General features: G+C 64.2%; 21 protein-coding genes, 1 pseudogene and 1 riboswitch. Of the genes and pseudogenes, 9 read left to right on the top strand and 13 right to left on the bottom strand.

The window, feature by feature from the left end; translation table 11 throughout:
* The first annotated feature begins 174 nt into the window (after positions 1–174).
* The 5 genes and pseudogenes from P9236_RS21415 to P9236_RS21395 all read left to right on the top strand — a co-directional run bounded on the left by P9236_RS21415 (position 175) and on the right by P9236_RS21395 (position 4,023).
* Positions 175–2,255: pseudogene (locus tag P9236_RS21415) on the top strand (ATP-dependent helicase).
* 231 nt (positions 2,256–2,486) lie between these two features.
* Positions 2,487–2,798, top strand: coding sequence for a hypothetical protein (locus P9236_RS21410; RefSeq protein WP_278076531.1), 312 nt, complete (start codon positions 2,487–2,489; stop codon positions 2,796–2,798).
* A gap of 64 nt (positions 2,799–2,862) precedes the next feature.
* On the top strand, positions 2,863–3,048 hold the full coding sequence (locus P9236_RS21405) for a hypothetical protein (RefSeq protein WP_278076530.1): 186 nt from the start codon (positions 2,863–2,865) through the stop codon (positions 3,046–3,048).
* Positions 3,049–3,181: 133 nt separating this feature from the next.
* The gene (locus P9236_RS21400; RefSeq protein WP_278076529.1) at positions 3,182–3,484 is read left to right on the top strand and encodes a DUF982 domain-containing protein; all 303 of its coding nucleotides are present in this window, start codon (positions 3,182–3,184) and stop codon (positions 3,482–3,484) included.
* A gap of 212 nt (positions 3,485–3,696) precedes the next feature.
* On the top strand, positions 3,697–4,023 hold the full coding sequence (locus P9236_RS21395; protein WP_278076528.1) for a hypothetical protein: 327 nt from the start codon (positions 3,697–3,699) through the stop codon (positions 4,021–4,023).
* Between the two features lie 119 nt (positions 4,024–4,142).
* Here the strand turns inward: P9236_RS21395 and P9236_RS21390 are convergent, their stop codons facing one another.
* The 4 genes from P9236_RS21390 to P9236_RS21375 form a co-directional block, all read right to left on the bottom strand.
* Positions 4,143–4,928 (bottom strand): GGDEF domain-containing protein, encoded by a 786-nt coding sequence (locus P9236_RS21390; protein ID WP_278076527.1) that lies wholly within the window; start codon positions 4,926–4,928, stop codon positions 4,143–4,145.
* A gap of 223 nt (positions 4,929–5,151) precedes the next feature.
* Entirely contained in the window at positions 5,152–5,574 is a 423-nt protein-coding gene (locus P9236_RS21385; protein ID WP_278076526.1) for a hypothetical protein, read from the bottom strand.
* A 419-nt stretch (positions 5,575–5,993) separates the two neighbouring features.
* Positions 5,994–6,527 (bottom strand): hypothetical protein, encoded by a 534-nt coding sequence (locus P9236_RS21380; RefSeq protein ID WP_278076525.1) that lies wholly within the window; start codon positions 6,525–6,527, stop codon positions 5,994–5,996.
* A gap of 332 nt (positions 6,528–6,859) precedes the next feature.
* The gene (locus tag P9236_RS21375) at positions 6,860–7,369 is read right to left on the bottom strand and encodes a DinB family protein (RefSeq protein ID WP_278076524.1); all 510 of its coding nucleotides are present in this window, start codon (positions 7,367–7,369) and stop codon (positions 6,860–6,862) included.
* A gap of 54 nt (positions 7,370–7,423) precedes the next feature.
* Between P9236_RS21375 and P9236_RS21370 the strand changes: the two genes are divergently transcribed.
* Positions 7,424–8,116, top strand: coding sequence for a glutathione S-transferase family protein (locus P9236_RS21370; RefSeq protein ID WP_278076522.1), 693 nt, complete (start codon positions 7,424–7,426; stop codon positions 8,114–8,116).
* Positions 8,113–8,442, top strand: coding sequence for a DUF1905 domain-containing protein (locus tag P9236_RS21365; protein WP_278076521.1), 330 nt, complete (start codon positions 8,113–8,115; stop codon positions 8,440–8,442). The genes P9236_RS21370 and P9236_RS21365 overlap by 4 nt, the downstream gene beginning before the upstream one ends.
* A gap of 3 nt (positions 8,443–8,445) precedes the next feature.
* Here the strand turns inward: P9236_RS21365 and P9236_RS21360 are convergent, their stop codons facing one another.
* The gene (locus P9236_RS21360; protein WP_278076520.1) at positions 8,446–8,649 is read right to left on the bottom strand and encodes a hypothetical protein; all 204 of its coding nucleotides are present in this window, start codon (positions 8,647–8,649) and stop codon (positions 8,446–8,448) included.
* A gap of 175 nt (positions 8,650–8,824) precedes the next feature.
* Here P9236_RS21360 and ndk point away from each other — a divergent pair, with 175 nt between their 5' ends.
* Complete coding sequence (gene ndk, locus P9236_RS21355) at positions 8,825–9,247, top strand: nucleoside-diphosphate kinase (RefSeq protein WP_278076518.1); 423 nt, start codon at positions 8,825–8,827, stop codon at positions 9,245–9,247.
* Between the two features lie 169 nt (positions 9,248–9,416).
* On the top strand, positions 9,417–9,623 hold the full coding sequence (locus P9236_RS21350) for a hypothetical protein (RefSeq protein WP_278076517.1): 207 nt from the start codon (positions 9,417–9,419) through the stop codon (positions 9,621–9,623).
* Positions 9,624–9,641: 18 nt separating this feature from the next.
* Here P9236_RS21350 and P9236_RS21345 read toward each other — a convergent pair whose 3' ends face one another.
* The 8 genes from P9236_RS21345 to pgsA all read right to left on the bottom strand — a co-directional run bounded on the left by P9236_RS21345 (position 9,642) and on the right by pgsA (position 13,504).
* Positions 9,642–9,980 carry a DUF190 domain-containing protein gene (locus P9236_RS21345; RefSeq protein WP_278076515.1) on the bottom strand — a complete coding sequence of 113 codons (339 nt, stop codon included), beginning with the start codon at positions 9,978–9,980 and terminating at the stop codon, positions 9,642–9,644.
* Positions 9,981–9,994: 14 nt separating this feature from the next.
* The gene (gene crcB / locus P9236_RS21340; RefSeq protein ID WP_278076514.1) at positions 9,995–10,423 is read right to left on the bottom strand and encodes a fluoride efflux transporter CrcB; all 429 of its coding nucleotides are present in this window, start codon (positions 10,421–10,423) and stop codon (positions 9,995–9,997) included.
* Positions 10,424–10,429: 6 nt separating this feature from the next.
* Positions 10,430–10,822: a fluoride efflux transporter CrcB gene (gene crcB, locus P9236_RS21335; protein WP_278076513.1), complete on the bottom strand. Its 393-nt coding sequence runs from the start codon at positions 10,820–10,822 to the stop codon at positions 10,430–10,432.
* A gap of 98 nt (positions 10,823–10,920) precedes the next feature.
* Positions 10,921–10,982, bottom strand: a riboswitch (Fluoride riboswitch).
* Positions 10,983–11,214: 232 nt separating this feature from the next.
* Positions 11,215–11,484 (bottom strand): hypothetical protein, encoded by a 270-nt coding sequence (locus P9236_RS21330; RefSeq protein ID WP_278076512.1) that lies wholly within the window; start codon positions 11,482–11,484, stop codon positions 11,215–11,217.
* 188 nt (positions 11,485–11,672) lie between these two features.
* Positions 11,673–12,089 (bottom strand): YbaY family lipoprotein, encoded by a 417-nt coding sequence (locus P9236_RS21325; protein WP_278076510.1) that lies wholly within the window; start codon positions 12,087–12,089, stop codon positions 11,673–11,675.
* A gap of 78 nt (positions 12,090–12,167) precedes the next feature.
* Positions 12,168–12,647: a molybdenum cofactor biosynthesis protein MoaE gene (locus P9236_RS21320; protein WP_278076508.1), complete on the bottom strand. Its 480-nt coding sequence runs from the start codon at positions 12,645–12,647 to the stop codon at positions 12,168–12,170.
* A gap of 1 nt (position 12,648) precedes the next feature.
* Entirely contained in the window at positions 12,649–12,906 is a 258-nt protein-coding gene (moaD, locus tag P9236_RS21315; RefSeq protein ID WP_278076507.1) for a molybdopterin converting factor subunit 1, read from the bottom strand.
* Position 12,907: 1 nt separating this feature from the next.
* On the bottom strand, positions 12,908–13,504 hold the full coding sequence (gene pgsA, locus P9236_RS21310) for a CDP-diacylglycerol--glycerol-3-phosphate 3-phosphatidyltransferase (protein WP_128257719.1): 597 nt from the start codon (positions 13,502–13,504) through the stop codon (positions 12,908–12,910).
* Between the last annotated feature and the right edge of the window lie 40 nt (positions 13,505–13,544).

The following is a 13,544-nucleotide window of genomic DNA, read 5'->3' as shown; positions in this document are numbered from 1 at the left end:
CCGGAGAGATGGCCGCGAGGCGGCCAGAAGGGGTAAATCGCCGGCGTTGTCTCTCGTCGCGAAAAGGCGCTAGCGCTCTACGCGAGGCGACCCCTCTGTCGCCTTCGGCGACATCTCCCCTCGAGGGGGAGATCAGCTTCTTGCGAACAAAGCGGAAACGATGCTTGATGGGCGATGAACATCGCCGCCCGTGATTCGTCCTTCGAGACACCCACCTATCTTGCCCGACTGAACGACGAGCAGCGGCTGGCGGTGGTGCATGGCGACGGCAAGGTGGCGGCCCCCCTGCTGGTGATTGCCGGCGCCGGATCGGGCAAGACCAACACGTTGGCGCATCGCGTGGCGCATCTCATCGTCAAGGGCGCCGATCCACGCCGCATCCTACTGATGACCTTCTCCCGCCGCGCCGCGGCCGAGATGGCCAAACGCGTCGAGCGCATTGCCGGCGAGGTGCTGGGGCGCGATGCCGCGATCGTCGCCGATGCGCTCGCCTGGGCCGGCACGTTTCATGGCATCGGCGCCAGGCTGCTCCGCGACTATGCCGAGCAGATCGGCCTCGATCCCGCCTTCACCATCCATGATCGCGAGGATTCGGCCGACCTAATGAACCTTGCTCGACATGAGCTCGGGCTTTCCAAGACCGAAAGCCGCTTTCCGACGAAAGGCACCTGCCTGCAGATCTATTCTCGGGCGGTGAACGCGCAGGCGCCGCTCGGCGAGGTGCTGGGCTCCGCCTTCCCCTGGTGCGCGGGGTGGGCAGAACAACTGAAGGAGTTGTTCGCCCGTTATGTCGAGGCCAAGCAGGCGCAGAACGTGCTCGATTACGACGACCTTCTGCTCTACTGGGCGCAGATGGGGGCCGAGCCGGAAATTGCCGGCCATCTTGGCTCCCGCTTCGACCATGTGCTGGTCGACGAATACCAGGACACCAACCGGCTGCAGGCCTCGATCCTGCTGGCGCTGAAACCCGACGGAGCCGGGCTGACCGTGGTGGGCGACGATGCGCAGTCGATCTATTCCTTCCGCGCGGCGGAGGTGCGCAACATCCTCGACTTTCCAAAGCAGTTCGCGCAAGCAGCCGCCGTTGTCATGCTGGAGCGCAATTACCGCTCGACCGAGACGATCCTTGCCGCCGCCAACAAGGTGATCGGCGAGGCGAGCGAGCGCTTTACCAAGAACCTCTGGACCGAGCGCCGATCCTCCCACAAGCCGCAACTGGTGAGCGTGCGCGACGAGGCCGAGCAGGCCAACTATGTCTGCCAGGCGATCCTGGCCGAGCGCGAAGCCGGCACGGCGCTGAAGGCGCAGGCGGTGCTCTTCCGCGCCTCGCATCACAGCGGCCCGCTTGAGGTCGAGCTCACGCGCCGCAACATCCCCTTCGTGAAGTTCGGCGGGCTGAAATTCCTCGATGCCGCACACGTCAAGGACATGCTGGCGATGCTGCGCTTCGCGGAGAACCCGCGCGACCGCGTCGCCGGCTTCCGCGTGCTGCAGCTTATGCCGGGCATCGGGCCTTCGGCCGCCTCGCAGATCGTCGAGGCAATGGCGACCTCGCTGGACGAGACGCTGGGCCTTGCCCGCTTCCGGCCGCCGCAGCGCGCGGCTGAAGACTGGCCGGTGTTCCTCGATATCTATAGCGGCCTGCGCACCGGGCCGAAATGGCCGGCCGATCTCGAGCGGGTCAGGCTCTGGTACGAGCCGCATATGGAGCGCATCCACGAGGATGCGATCACGCGCCGGGCAGACCTTTTGCAGCTCGAGCAGATCGCATCGGGCTATCCTCGCGCGAGCGCTTCCTGACCGAGCTGACACTCGACCCGCCCGACGCCACCAGTGACCAGGCCGGCCCGCCGCATCGCGACGAGGACTACCTCATCCTGTCCACTATCCATTCGGCCAAGGGGCAGGAATGGAAGAACGTCTTCGTGCTCAACACCGTCGACGGCTGCATCCCGGCCGATCTCGGCGTCGGCACCAAGGAGGACATTGAGGAGGAACGCCGGCTGCTCTATGTGGCGATGACGCGGGCCAAGGACAGCCTGCACCTGGTGGTGCCGCAGCGCTTCTATCCGCACAACCAGCCGGCGCGCGGCGACCGCCATGTCTATGCCTCGCGCACCCGCTTCATCCCCGCCTCGATGCTTTCCGCCTTCGAGCAGACGTCGTGGGTAAGTGCTGCGATCAAGGACGACCCGCGCCAAAGGCCGGGCGTCAAGGTCGACCTCGGCGCGCGCATGCGCGGCATGTGGAAATAAAACATGTCTGGGAATCGGTTTCGGGACAAAGATATCCGCAAAATCAAAACCTAAAGCGTAAGGAGCGAATCCGAAAGATCGCGACGCGCTTTAGGCCATCCGCCCAGAAAATATCGCGGACGCCGCTCCGCACCAGAACGCCAAGACGGGCGGCCGGCCTGCGCTTTCGTCGTGGAACTTTTCACCCGGGAAAGGGTTTCCGTTAGGAAAATCTAATGCAAGGAGGCAGCAATGAAGAACCTCATTCTAGCCGCCATGCTTGGCATGGCCGCCATGGCGCCGATAACGGTTCCGACCCAGGCGGCAAGCCTGACCATCACAACCGATGACGGCATGGGCAGGTACAATGACGACTATTACTGGCGGCGCCACCATATGCGCAGCGACGACTGGCGCTACAGAGGCCGGTACGAGATGCGCGGCGGATATCGCTACGGCGACCGTCACGACTGCATGGTCAGGGTGCACAAGCGCTGGCATCACGGCCATTGGGTCGTGAAGCGAGTCTCTAGCTGCGGCCTCCACCGAGGCTGGTACCGGTAAGGCCGGATCTGCCGCCGACGTGTGACGCGGGCCTCGAAGCGGCACCGCCGAGGACGGATGAGAAATGCGCTTAATTCCATCGGCGACGAACTGGCGGCAACGGCTGGGTGAGCTGGCCGGCCAGCTTTTCGTCAACATTGTCGCGATGTTGTTCGCCGGAGTTGCGATCCTTCTGCTGGTGCTGTCGGCGCATTACCACGTGCCGCAACCCCCAGCAGAAGTGGCAATCACCGCCGGCTCCGGCCCGTGATGGCCGCTCTTTTTGGCAGGCGCGAAAAGATCCCTGGCCCGAGGAACCTCCTGCCGCAAGGCGCGTTGGGTGGCGTCCTACCCCAAGACCGAGGTTGGCAGCCCCGCCACCTCCGCCCATTCGAGAGGTCTAAATGCACGACAGGATGTTCTTCACCCCAGTCGCGGTCAGTGTCGGCGCGGGCCACAAGCGCATGATCGCCTCGCTGTCAGGCATGCACGAGTTCCTGACCGAATTCCCGCCGTCGCGCCGGAGGCTGAGCTACGGCGCCGCGGTGAAGGCTTGCGCGGCCGCGCGGGCCGGCGAAATCTCCGCCGAGTCGGCGCGCGAGGCCCTGATCACCTTCGCGGTAACCGCCGGGATCCTGTGGCCGTCGGACCAGCCGACCGTCTCGGTGAAGCCGGTCGCGCGCGGCCAGAGTGGCTTCGCCGCCTGAGATCGGCTCCACCCGGCACGGATCCCCACAACCTGCCCGAGATGGTTCTCGGGCGGCATGACAGATTCCGCAAATTATCCCGCCGCTGCGTGAAACGTCGCATGGAACGGTCCGTTGCGTGAAACACCGCATAGAACAGGCGGCTGCGTGAAACACCGCACAGAACGTTCGCCTCCCCCATGCAGGTTTGCGCACATCCAGCAAGGGGGCGGATGTTGCTCGATCGCGACCAGTTCAAGCCGGCGGCGGAAATGAGGCTCGGCCGGGACAAGTCGTCGATCCGGGTTGCGATAACCGACCCGGCGGCGTGCGAGCTCGGCGAGGCCGTCTATGCCTGGATAACCGCCGACGGCAAGCCGGTCACGATCGGCGCTTCGCGCGCGCCGGTCGGCAAACGCCTGCTCTCCTATCCCGGGTACATCAACCGGAGCCTGGCCGGACATGGCGGCGCGACGCCGAAATGGGAAGCGCTGAAGTGGCTTGGCCTGCTCACGGCGCATGGCATGCTGCAGTCGTGCACCAGCCGGAGCCGGCATTGACGGCGGCGGGCCTTATCCGGCCCTATCTCGACGTCGAGCGCCAGCTGATCCGTCAACACAGGCCGCTGCTAACCGCAGCCACCAGTGACAGCTCTCCGGTCTCTGCAGAGCAGAGCCGATCAATGAAACGTTCCGGCGACTTCGTCCCGAAGCACGTTGCGCGGGTTTTCGAAGCTCACCTGGTCGCGTCCGTTCGACTTCGCCCTATAGAGATGCCTGTCGGCGACCTGGAACATGGCGTGATAGGTGGTAGGCCCGCTGAAGGCGATGCCGCCGATGCTGACCGAGAGCGGACATGGCTGGCCGCCGGGCGCGAACTCGGCCTCGCGGATGCGCAGCCTGATCGATTCCGCGACCAGGAAAGAGCGCGTCGCGTCGGCGCCCGGAAGGAAGACCGCGAATTCCTCGCCGCCGATGCGCCCGACGATGTCGGCGCCGCGGAGCTGGCCCTGGATCGTCCTGGCGATCAGCTTCAGCGCCTGGTCGCCGCAGTCATGGCCGAGACGGTCGTTGATCGACTTGAAATGGTCGGCGTCGACGATCAGCAGCGCGCCGGCATCGGCGACGTCATGACTGCGCGCCTGCTCGAGATAAGCCTCGACCAGCATCGAGAAGGCGCCGCGATTGAAGACCGCCGTCAGGCTGTCGGTCGCGGCGACGATGCTGAGCTTTTTCTGGGCGATCGCCAGCTGGCGCATCTTCCACATCAGGAAGAAAAGGAAGGAACCGCCAAGGACAAGCGGCAGGAACAGGTCGGTGAGCTCAGCCCAGAGCAGCGCGTCAGGCGACAGCGAGGGAAAATTGAAGGAATCGACAAAGAAGGCCGCAGCAATGAAGAAGGCCGTGCCCGTGATGGTGACGGCCACGACCCTGCCCCAACTGGTGGGGGACAAATCGATGCGCATGGCATTTGCTCCCACTGCAACTGCCCTATTGTGCAGCGCGAGCGCAAACGAAGTCCTAATACATTAGCTTCAATGCAGGTTTGGTTAACCGGCAGCCAAGCTCGGCAAGACGCGGCGCGGTTCCAGAAAGCCCGCCACCGTAGCGGCGGGCTTTCCTGTTGCGAACCGCGCGGTTTTCAAGCAGTTGCCGGACTGAAAGCAGCCGGACGCTTTCCCGATTGCTTTAGGGCGAGGTCGTGCCGCCCGAACCGCCCAAGGTACCGCTACCGCTGAGGCCACCGGTTCCACCGAACATGCCGGAACCAGTGGTGGTGCCCATGGAGCCGCCAACCGAGGTGCCGGCGCCGGTATTGAGGCTGCCGGAGCCGCCCACGGTGCCGGTGCCGCTGACGCCGCCCGTGGCGCCGAACGTGGTGCCCGCAGTGCCGCCGATCGAGGTGCCCGTACCGATGTTGAGGCCGCCGATGCTACCCACGCCGACGCCGCCGATGTTGCTGCCAAAGCCCGTGCCGAGACCGGTCGAGCCCCCCGTGCCGATAGTCAAGCCGCCCGGGCTACCGGTGCCGCTGTTATCGATGCCAAAGCCGATGTCCAGACCATCAGCATGTGCCGGCACAACGAGAATGGCGATGCCGCCGACCAACACGCCGGCGATTTTCTCTGCGATACCATCATGGCATTCTCCTTCGTTGCCACAATTTTTTCCACACCGCATCGTCGGAGCACTGCGTCCGTGCCTATGCCTGTGCGAAAGGGAACGAGGGGAATACGAACGGAATCCGTCAGGGTTCCATTTTTCAGGGAAAAATTCGTCGTTTCAAAACGATATACGAGTTTTCCTTAATGTTTGAATCTCATCAACGATCGGGATCCGCCGAGGCAAGGCGCGACAAGCAGCATCGCATTGGTCTTGCAGGCGGCGATGCCCCGCGCCTTTTCCGACGAAACGCGGGGCCACGGTATGGGAGCGCCTGTCCGACGCATGATCGCTGCCGAACCGCGACCTGGAACCGAGCCACCGGTGATGCATCGCCCAAAGCAACGTCTATGGACGAACGCCACGCATCAACGACGCGAGATCATGAGGCAGAGCGCCCTCAGATCGCTGTCATAAGTTCCTGCGCTGGACAGCACCTCGGCGCAGCGCTTCTTCATCCTGGTCAGTTGCGTGCTGGACAGCTGGGCCACGGCCGTCCTCGCTCGGGACGTCACGACCGATGCCTCAGGCGCAGTTGGCACGCTCAGCGGAGCGGTCCCGACGCCAACGCCGGTGTCGTCGCCGGCCCCGAGACCAAGAGTTGTGGCGGCGCCGTCGCCAACATTTGCGTCCACGGCGGCCTCGACGCCGTTAGCGCCGCCGATGGATGCCGTGGCGTCGGCGTCGATGCCGTTCGAGCCACCGACCGATGCGACGGCGCCGGCATTCACGCCGCTCGTCCCACCGACCGAGGAGCCGAGGCCGGCATTGATGCCTCCCCTGCCGCCGACAGACGCGCCGACACCGACGCCTATCCCATCCGCGTGGGCCGGGGCGGCCAAAACAGCAACAATTGTGCCGCAGGCCAGAGTTCGAGCGACTTTCTGAGCGATGCTAGGCATGACACTCTCCTCTAAATAAGCTCCTCTTGCATTGCTCATGCAAGTAGTGATTGCCTGCACGAGCGGAGCGCACGAATAGTTACGCGCAGACTTTCGCTCAGTTTCGCCAGCTCATTTGCAAGAATTGGCTTTGGTTTTTCATTTATTGACGCAATGTATCGAAATATATTATAATTTGTTTAATATTTACTTTGTTTGACTTTAATCGGCATAATCTCGAACCTAAATTCTGGTGTCCGGGATATGGCCGGGCCGGGCCGCAGGGGACTGTTCGGGGATGCGCCGCCGTGGCAACGCTGCTCGAACGCGGGAGTTCCTCCAGGGCGAGCGCCTCAGGCGTAGGCGCGGCCTTCCTCGGAGCGCTGAAACAGCATCAGGTCCAGCGGCACGGATGGTCTGCCGAGCGCGGTGAGGCACATATGCGCCTGGCCGCGATGGTGGGTCTGGTGGTTGAAAAGATGGCTGAGCGCCGGCGCCAGCCGCTGCGAGACGGTGCGCATGTCCGTCGTTATATAGGAAAAACGTCCGGTGAGCGCCTTGTCGGTCATGCCGCTCACCCAGTCGACGATCCTCCTGTCCTCGGCCTCGCGTGCCAGGCGCAAGCCTGGGAAGGCGCTATAGAGGATCGTCGCAAGGTTTGAGGGCGCGTCCCCCTCGCCCGTAAAGCGCTTCATCCAGACGCGGTCGGTGACGAGCAGATGGTTGAGCGTGCCCAGCATCGAGCCGAAGAAAGCGCCGACGTCGTGGCCGAGTTCTTCCTCGTGGAGATCGGCAGCGGCATCGTAGATGCGCGCGTTGGCCCATTGATTGTAGGCCGCAAACATCATGAAATGCTGTTTCATTCTTCCATCCGGCTCGCCACGAATCCCGGCTCTTCGTAACCCGCAGGAACCGCAATGACCATTCTGTTCTATGACCTCGTCGGCCACGACACGCAACGCCCGTTCAGTCCGCATTGCTGGAAGACGAAAATGGCGCTGGCTCACAAGGGGCTCGACGCCACCAAGGTGCCGACGCGCTTCCTGGAAGTGCCCAAGGTGGAGGGTGGCGTGTCGAAGACGGTACCGGTGATCCGCGACGGCGACCGCGTGGTGGCCGATTCCTTCGCCATCGCGCTCTATCTCGACGAGGCCTATCCGGAGCGACCGACGCTGTTTTCCGGCGAAGGCGGCAAGGCGATGGCGCGCTTCATCGAGCGCTGGTCGCAGCTCACCATCCATCCTTACGTCGCCACAGTGGCGCTCACCGACCTCAACGCCATGCAGGACGAAACGAATGCCCGCTACTTCCGCGAGAGCCGCGAGCAGAGCTACGGCAAGCGGCTGGAAGATGTGGTGGCCGGCCGTGATGCTGGGCTCGCCGGCTTCCGCGCCTCGCTGAAGCCGCTGCGCTCGATGTTCAGCTACCAACCCTTCATCGGCGGCGAGGCACCACTGTTTGCCGACTACATCGTGTTCGGGGCGCTGCAATGGGCGCGCATCGCCTCGCCCTACCGGCTGCTCGAGGCCGACGACAGCGTCGCGCAGTGGTTCGAACGCTGCCTCGACCTGCATGGCGGGACCGGCCGGCAGGTTGCGGCGGCGGCGTGACCGGACAGGCCGCGAGGGGCAGGATCGTCATGCTGCGCTATGAGATGCAAGCCGAGATCTGGGTCTATCCCGGCAAGGGCGGCTGGCATTTCGTGACGCTGCCGGCCGAGTTCGCGGCGCGGATCAAGGCGGCGATGGCGGGGCTGGCGCGGCCCTGGGGCTCGCTCGGCGTGATGGCCGTCATCGGCAAGACAAGATGGAGCACATCGCTCTTCCCCGACAAGGCTTCCGGCAGCCTGCTCTTGCCGGTCAAAGCCTCTGTGCGGCAGCGCGAAGGGCTCAAGGGTGGCGACACCCCGACCCTGACCATCGAGGTCGAGCTGTAGGGTCTAGTTCGGCGCGCTCTTGTCGACCAGCCTGACGCAGATCGGATCGCCTTTTTCCATGCGCGCGCATTGCCATTCCGGGCCAAAGCCGAAATTCTGCTGTCCGGTTTGCGGAAAGAACAGCAGGACGAAGACGATCGCGGCAAGAACCACGGCCGCCAGCAGGATGCCGGCGACATCGCCGCGTCTCAGGTATGGCCAGTTCATCGCCTCCGGCTCCGCTGCGGCGACACTCCGAGCTGCACGCGAAGCGCGCCCGCAGCCGTCTAATTATCCCAAAACAGCCTGCCTTGACCAGAAGCCGCCTCCCCTTGGCAAGGTGCGAAGCGGCCTGTATAGAGCCCGCCACTCCAATCTCCATTCCCAGAACAAGGACGAGCCAATGGCGATCGAACGCACCTTCTCCATGATCAAGCCGGATGCGACCAAGCGCAACCTGACCGGCGCCATTACCAAGATGTTGGAAGACGCGGGCCTGCGCGTCATCGCGTCGCGCCGCGTGTGGATGAGCCGCCGCGAGGCCGAAGGCTTTTACGCCGTCCACAAGGACCGCCCGTTCTTCGGCGAGCTGGTCGAGTTCATGTCGTCGGGCCCGACCGTCGTGCAGGTGCTGGAAGGCGAAAACGCCATTGCCAAGAACCGCGAAGTGATGGGCGCCACCAACCCGGCCAACGCCGTCGAGGGCACCATCCGCAAGGTGCATGCGCTGTCGATCGGCGAGAATTCGGTGCACGGCTCGGACGCGCCGGAAACCGCCGCGCAGGAGATCCGCTACTGGTTCTCCGACACCGAAATCGTCGGCTGAACGGCAAGCTTCGGCTTTGTAGTGAAGGCGGCCTCGGGCCGCCTTTTTCGTGCGGCGGGGTGGGCGACCGAACCGCGCGCCCTAGATCAAACTGATCGGCGACAGATGACAAGGGCGTCGCCGACTGTGAGCGACCATCGCGCTTCCGCCCACGAGTAGGGAGGGAAGCATGATCAAACCCCATGTTTCCAAAAGCGGCGTTGCATATCCGGACGATCTCGTCCTGTTGAAGCGTATCTATGACCAGGTCTGCGAAGAGCGGGGCATTACCCGCGGCAGCCCCGAAGCCTCCGAGCTGGCGATCGAAGCCATGAAGCTCTTTTCCGCGGGCATTTTCGACGAAGACGCGATCGGCCGCCATCTTCGCCATGGCTGATCGAACGGTCGGTCGGGTTCAATCCCCGTCGCCGTAGCGGATAACCTCGACCTTCTCCCTGGTGATCAGGCAGCTGTTGGTCAGCGCCTTGATCTGAGGGATCAGCGCATCGACCTTCTCCGGCGCATCGACGATCTCCACGACGATGGGCAGGTCCTGCGACAGGCGCAGGATCTTGGCGGTGTGGAGCACGCTCGAGCGGCCGAAGCCGAGCGGCCCCCTGAGCACGGTCGCGCCGGCCATGCCGGTCTCGCGTGCCTTGATGACGATCGCCTCGTGCAGCGGCTTGCCGTCGGCCGCCTTGTCGTCCTCGCCGAAGAAGATCCTGAGCAGCACGCATTGGCTGGGAAGTTCCATGTTCTCCTCCCTGATCACCTGGTGATCGGCAAGCGGTTGAACCTGGCCGCCATGAGATAGCCGAGCCAGGCAGAAGCGAGCGACAGCACCACGACACCGACAAGATAGGTCGTGGCAAGGCTAAGGTCGCCCTCGAAAAGCAGGATGAAGGTGTCGAGGCTCATCGCCGAAAAGGTGGTGAGGCCGCCGCAGAAGCCGCCGGTGACGAACTGGCGGCCGGCCGGGCCGATCATCAGGCGCCCGTCCGGCCGGGTCAGCGTGGCGAAGAACATGATGACCCACGAGCCGACGACATTGACGAAAGCCGTTGCGAGAAGCGCGCTCAGGCCCATCAGCGAGACGATGACGTAGCCGGACAGGAAGCGCACCAGGGAGCCCATGGCTGCGCCGCAGCCGACCGCCAGATAAAGCTGCAGGGCCGTCCGTCCGTCGTTTCCGGACATGGCGCCCTACCCCGCCATCCGCGCGACGGCCCAAAAGCCGAGCGCTACGGCAAGCACGCAGAGCGCCGCCGAAGCGACGGTGTTGAAGACGGCGAGCCGCCGTTCGCCGTCGAGCGCCAGGTTCAGCGTCTGCAGGCAGAAGGACGAAACCGTGGTGTAGCCGCCGAACAGGCCGACCACGATCAGGTCGCGCACCAGCTCGGCGGAAAAGACGCCGCCGACTGCGCGGGCCGCACCGGCGAAGGCGCCGATGGCGAGCGCGCCGGAGACGTTGACCGCCAGCGTGCCCCAGGGAAAGGTCTCGCCGACGCTGCGGCCGACAAGCCCCGACAGGAAGAAGCGGGAAATACCGCCGAAGAACCCGCCGATCAGGACCAGGGCGCAGGCCGCAAGGGTCATCGCTTCATGCCTTTCCAAATGCGATTCCACTCAGGGAATCACGTTAGCAAAGCAGGCACGATGCGAGCGGGAAAAAACAAATCCTGCCGCGCAAAGCACGCCTGGCAGGAGTCATCAGCCCAAAGGGCGGTTTCGGGGGAACCCCATCCCCATTTTCGGGGGAAACTAGGTGGTTGCGGCGGCGCGGTCAATCGGGCGTCGCATTCCTTCGCGCCCCCCTCTGGCCTGCCGGCCATCTTCCCCACAAGGGGGAGATCGGAAGTCGCCGCCGCTTTCGCCAATCGCCAACGTTGCAGAATTTGGGCTGCCGACGAAGCTGCCAATCTCACCCCATGTGGGGGGAGATTGGCAGGACAGAGGGGGGCGCTGCCTCGCCGGCATCAGAAGATGCGTTACTTCGCTTGGCGGTCTTTCACATTCGCATGATCGTTCGCCGCGTCCGTATCGGTGGCCGGCGTCTTCGTCTCCTCGCCGGTAAACGGGCTGCCCTGCCCGGGTGCGAGGTCGCCGCTATGGCCGGCCTTGTTGGTCTGGAAGGGCTGGCTGTCGGTGCTTAGCCCATGCTGCTCGGCGTTGAACAGATGGTCGTCCGCCCTGGCGAAGCCGGCGAAGGCCATCAGCGATACAACTGCGGTGGCGAGAATGAGCGCGTGCTTTTTCATTTCTGGTCTCCTTTGAGGGCCAGATCGAGCCGCGCATTCGGTCTGGCGGTTTCAGTGAAGGACGTTTTCGGAAACATCCCTTTTGCCTGCCCGCCATATGGGAAGTGAACGTTTCGCGTGCCCGGATTATTCCTAACAATTGCGGCCGCGGGAAATTCCGGCATTCCGCGCCATTCGCCCTGCGGGCGTCAGGACGCCGCCATCTTCAACACGATGGTCTGCGGCTTGCCTTCCAGCGGATCGACCTGGTGGCGGGTGTCGGCCACGAACAGCAGCCGGTCATCGACGATGATGCGAGCCTGCAGCGCATAGGTCCTGCCGGGCAGAACCGCCTTCGGATCGAAGCCGATCTCGAACTTGATCGGCACCTGGCCGGCCGGCACGATCTTGCGTTGGCCGATGATCGTCGCCGGCGCGTCGGCCAGCGAGACGTCGGCGAGCTCGACCGAAAGCACGGCATCAGGCGGCAGCGCGATGCGCTCGCGATAGGTAACTTCGCCTGTCAGCGTCTTTTCGGCGGCGCCCGAGAGTTCCGGCACGGCAAGCACGCCGACCACCAGCGGCACCAGGCCGAAGATGAAGAATTCCGCGATCCTGTCCAGCATGAGATTGCTCCGCCCAGCAAATCAAACCGATTTGCAGGGTCGGTAAGGATTGCGGTCGTTCAATGGCGGGGGCCGGATTTATTCACCCGACTTCTTCCAGCGGCCGGCCGCTTCGTCGTCGGCTTCCTTGGCCTCGACCCAGCCGCCTTCGGAGCCGTCGGCGCGGTGCTCCTTCTTCCAGAAGGGCGCGCGCGACTTCAGATAGTCCATCAAGAAATTCGCCGCCTCGAAGGCCGCTTGCCGGTGCGCGGAGGCCGCGACCACGAGCACGATGTTCTCGCCGGGCGAGATCTTTCCGTGGCGGTGGACGACGGTAAGCCCCTGCAGCGGCCAGCGCAGAACCGCCTCGGCGGCGATGCGGCCGATCTCGGCCTCGGCCATGCCCGGATAGTGCTCGAGCTCGAGCGCCGCGAGCGTGCCCTCTTCGTCGCGGCAGAGGCCCGAGAACGTGACCACGGCGCCGATGTCGGCGCGGCCCTTCGTCAGGGCGGCGATCTCGGCGGCGACGTCGAAATCCTCGCGCTGGACGCGAATGGCCGGCACGATCGTGCTCGCCACCTCAGCCTCCGGTCATCGGCGGAAACAGCGCGATCTCTCGCGCGCCCGCGATCTTGTCGCGGTGGCCGACATGTTCCTGGTTGATGGCGACGCGGATGACGTCCGGATATTGCAGGGCGTTTTCATATTCCTCGCCGCGCGACTTCAGCCAGCGCAAAAGGTCGGCAACGGTCTCGATGCCGGCCGGCAGCTCGACATGCTCCTCCGGCTTGCCGATCCGTTCGCGCACCCAGGCGAAATAGATGAGTTTCGTCGACATTTCACTCGTCCATGATGTGCTTCAGGCCGGCGCGGAAATAGTCGTAGCCAGTATAGAGCGTGACGAGCGCTGCGATCCACAGCAGCACCAGGCCGATCTGGGTGGTCAGCGGGAAGATCTTGTCGCCAGCCGGGCCGACGAGCAGGAAGGCGATGGCGACCATCTGGATGGTCGTCTTCCATTTGGCGAGCTGCGTCACCGGCACCGAGACCTTCAGCGCGGCGAGGTACTCACGCAAGCCCGAGACCAGGATTTCGCGGCACAGGATGATGATCGCCGCCCAGAGCGACCAGCCGGCGATGCCGCCATGGCGGTCGGTGTCCGCGGCCAAAAGCAGCAGGCAGGTGGCGACCAGAAGCTTGTCGGCGATCGGGTCGAGCATCTTGCCTATGTTGGAGGTCTGCTGCCAAGCGCGCGCGAAGTAGCCGTCGAAATAGTCGGTAATGGAGGCGAGCAGGAAGATGACCAGCGCCGACCAGCGGGCGAAGTCGGAGGATTTCAGATGCCCCTCGAGGAAAAAGCACAGCACCACCAGCGGCACCGCGATGATGCGGGCGTAGGTGAGGATGTTCGGCAGGTTGAACGCGCGCTGGGCCATATGTGATCGGGAACTCTTCTCCGCCTGCCTACTCAAATCA

This window comes from Mesorhizobium sp. WSM4884, from assembly GCF_029625675.1.
GTDB lineage: Bacteria > Pseudomonadota > Alphaproteobacteria > Rhizobiales > Rhizobiaceae > Mesorhizobium.
The sequence above is the reverse complement of the archived record's forward strand: the minus strand, read 5'-3'. Positions and strand labels throughout refer to the sequence as shown.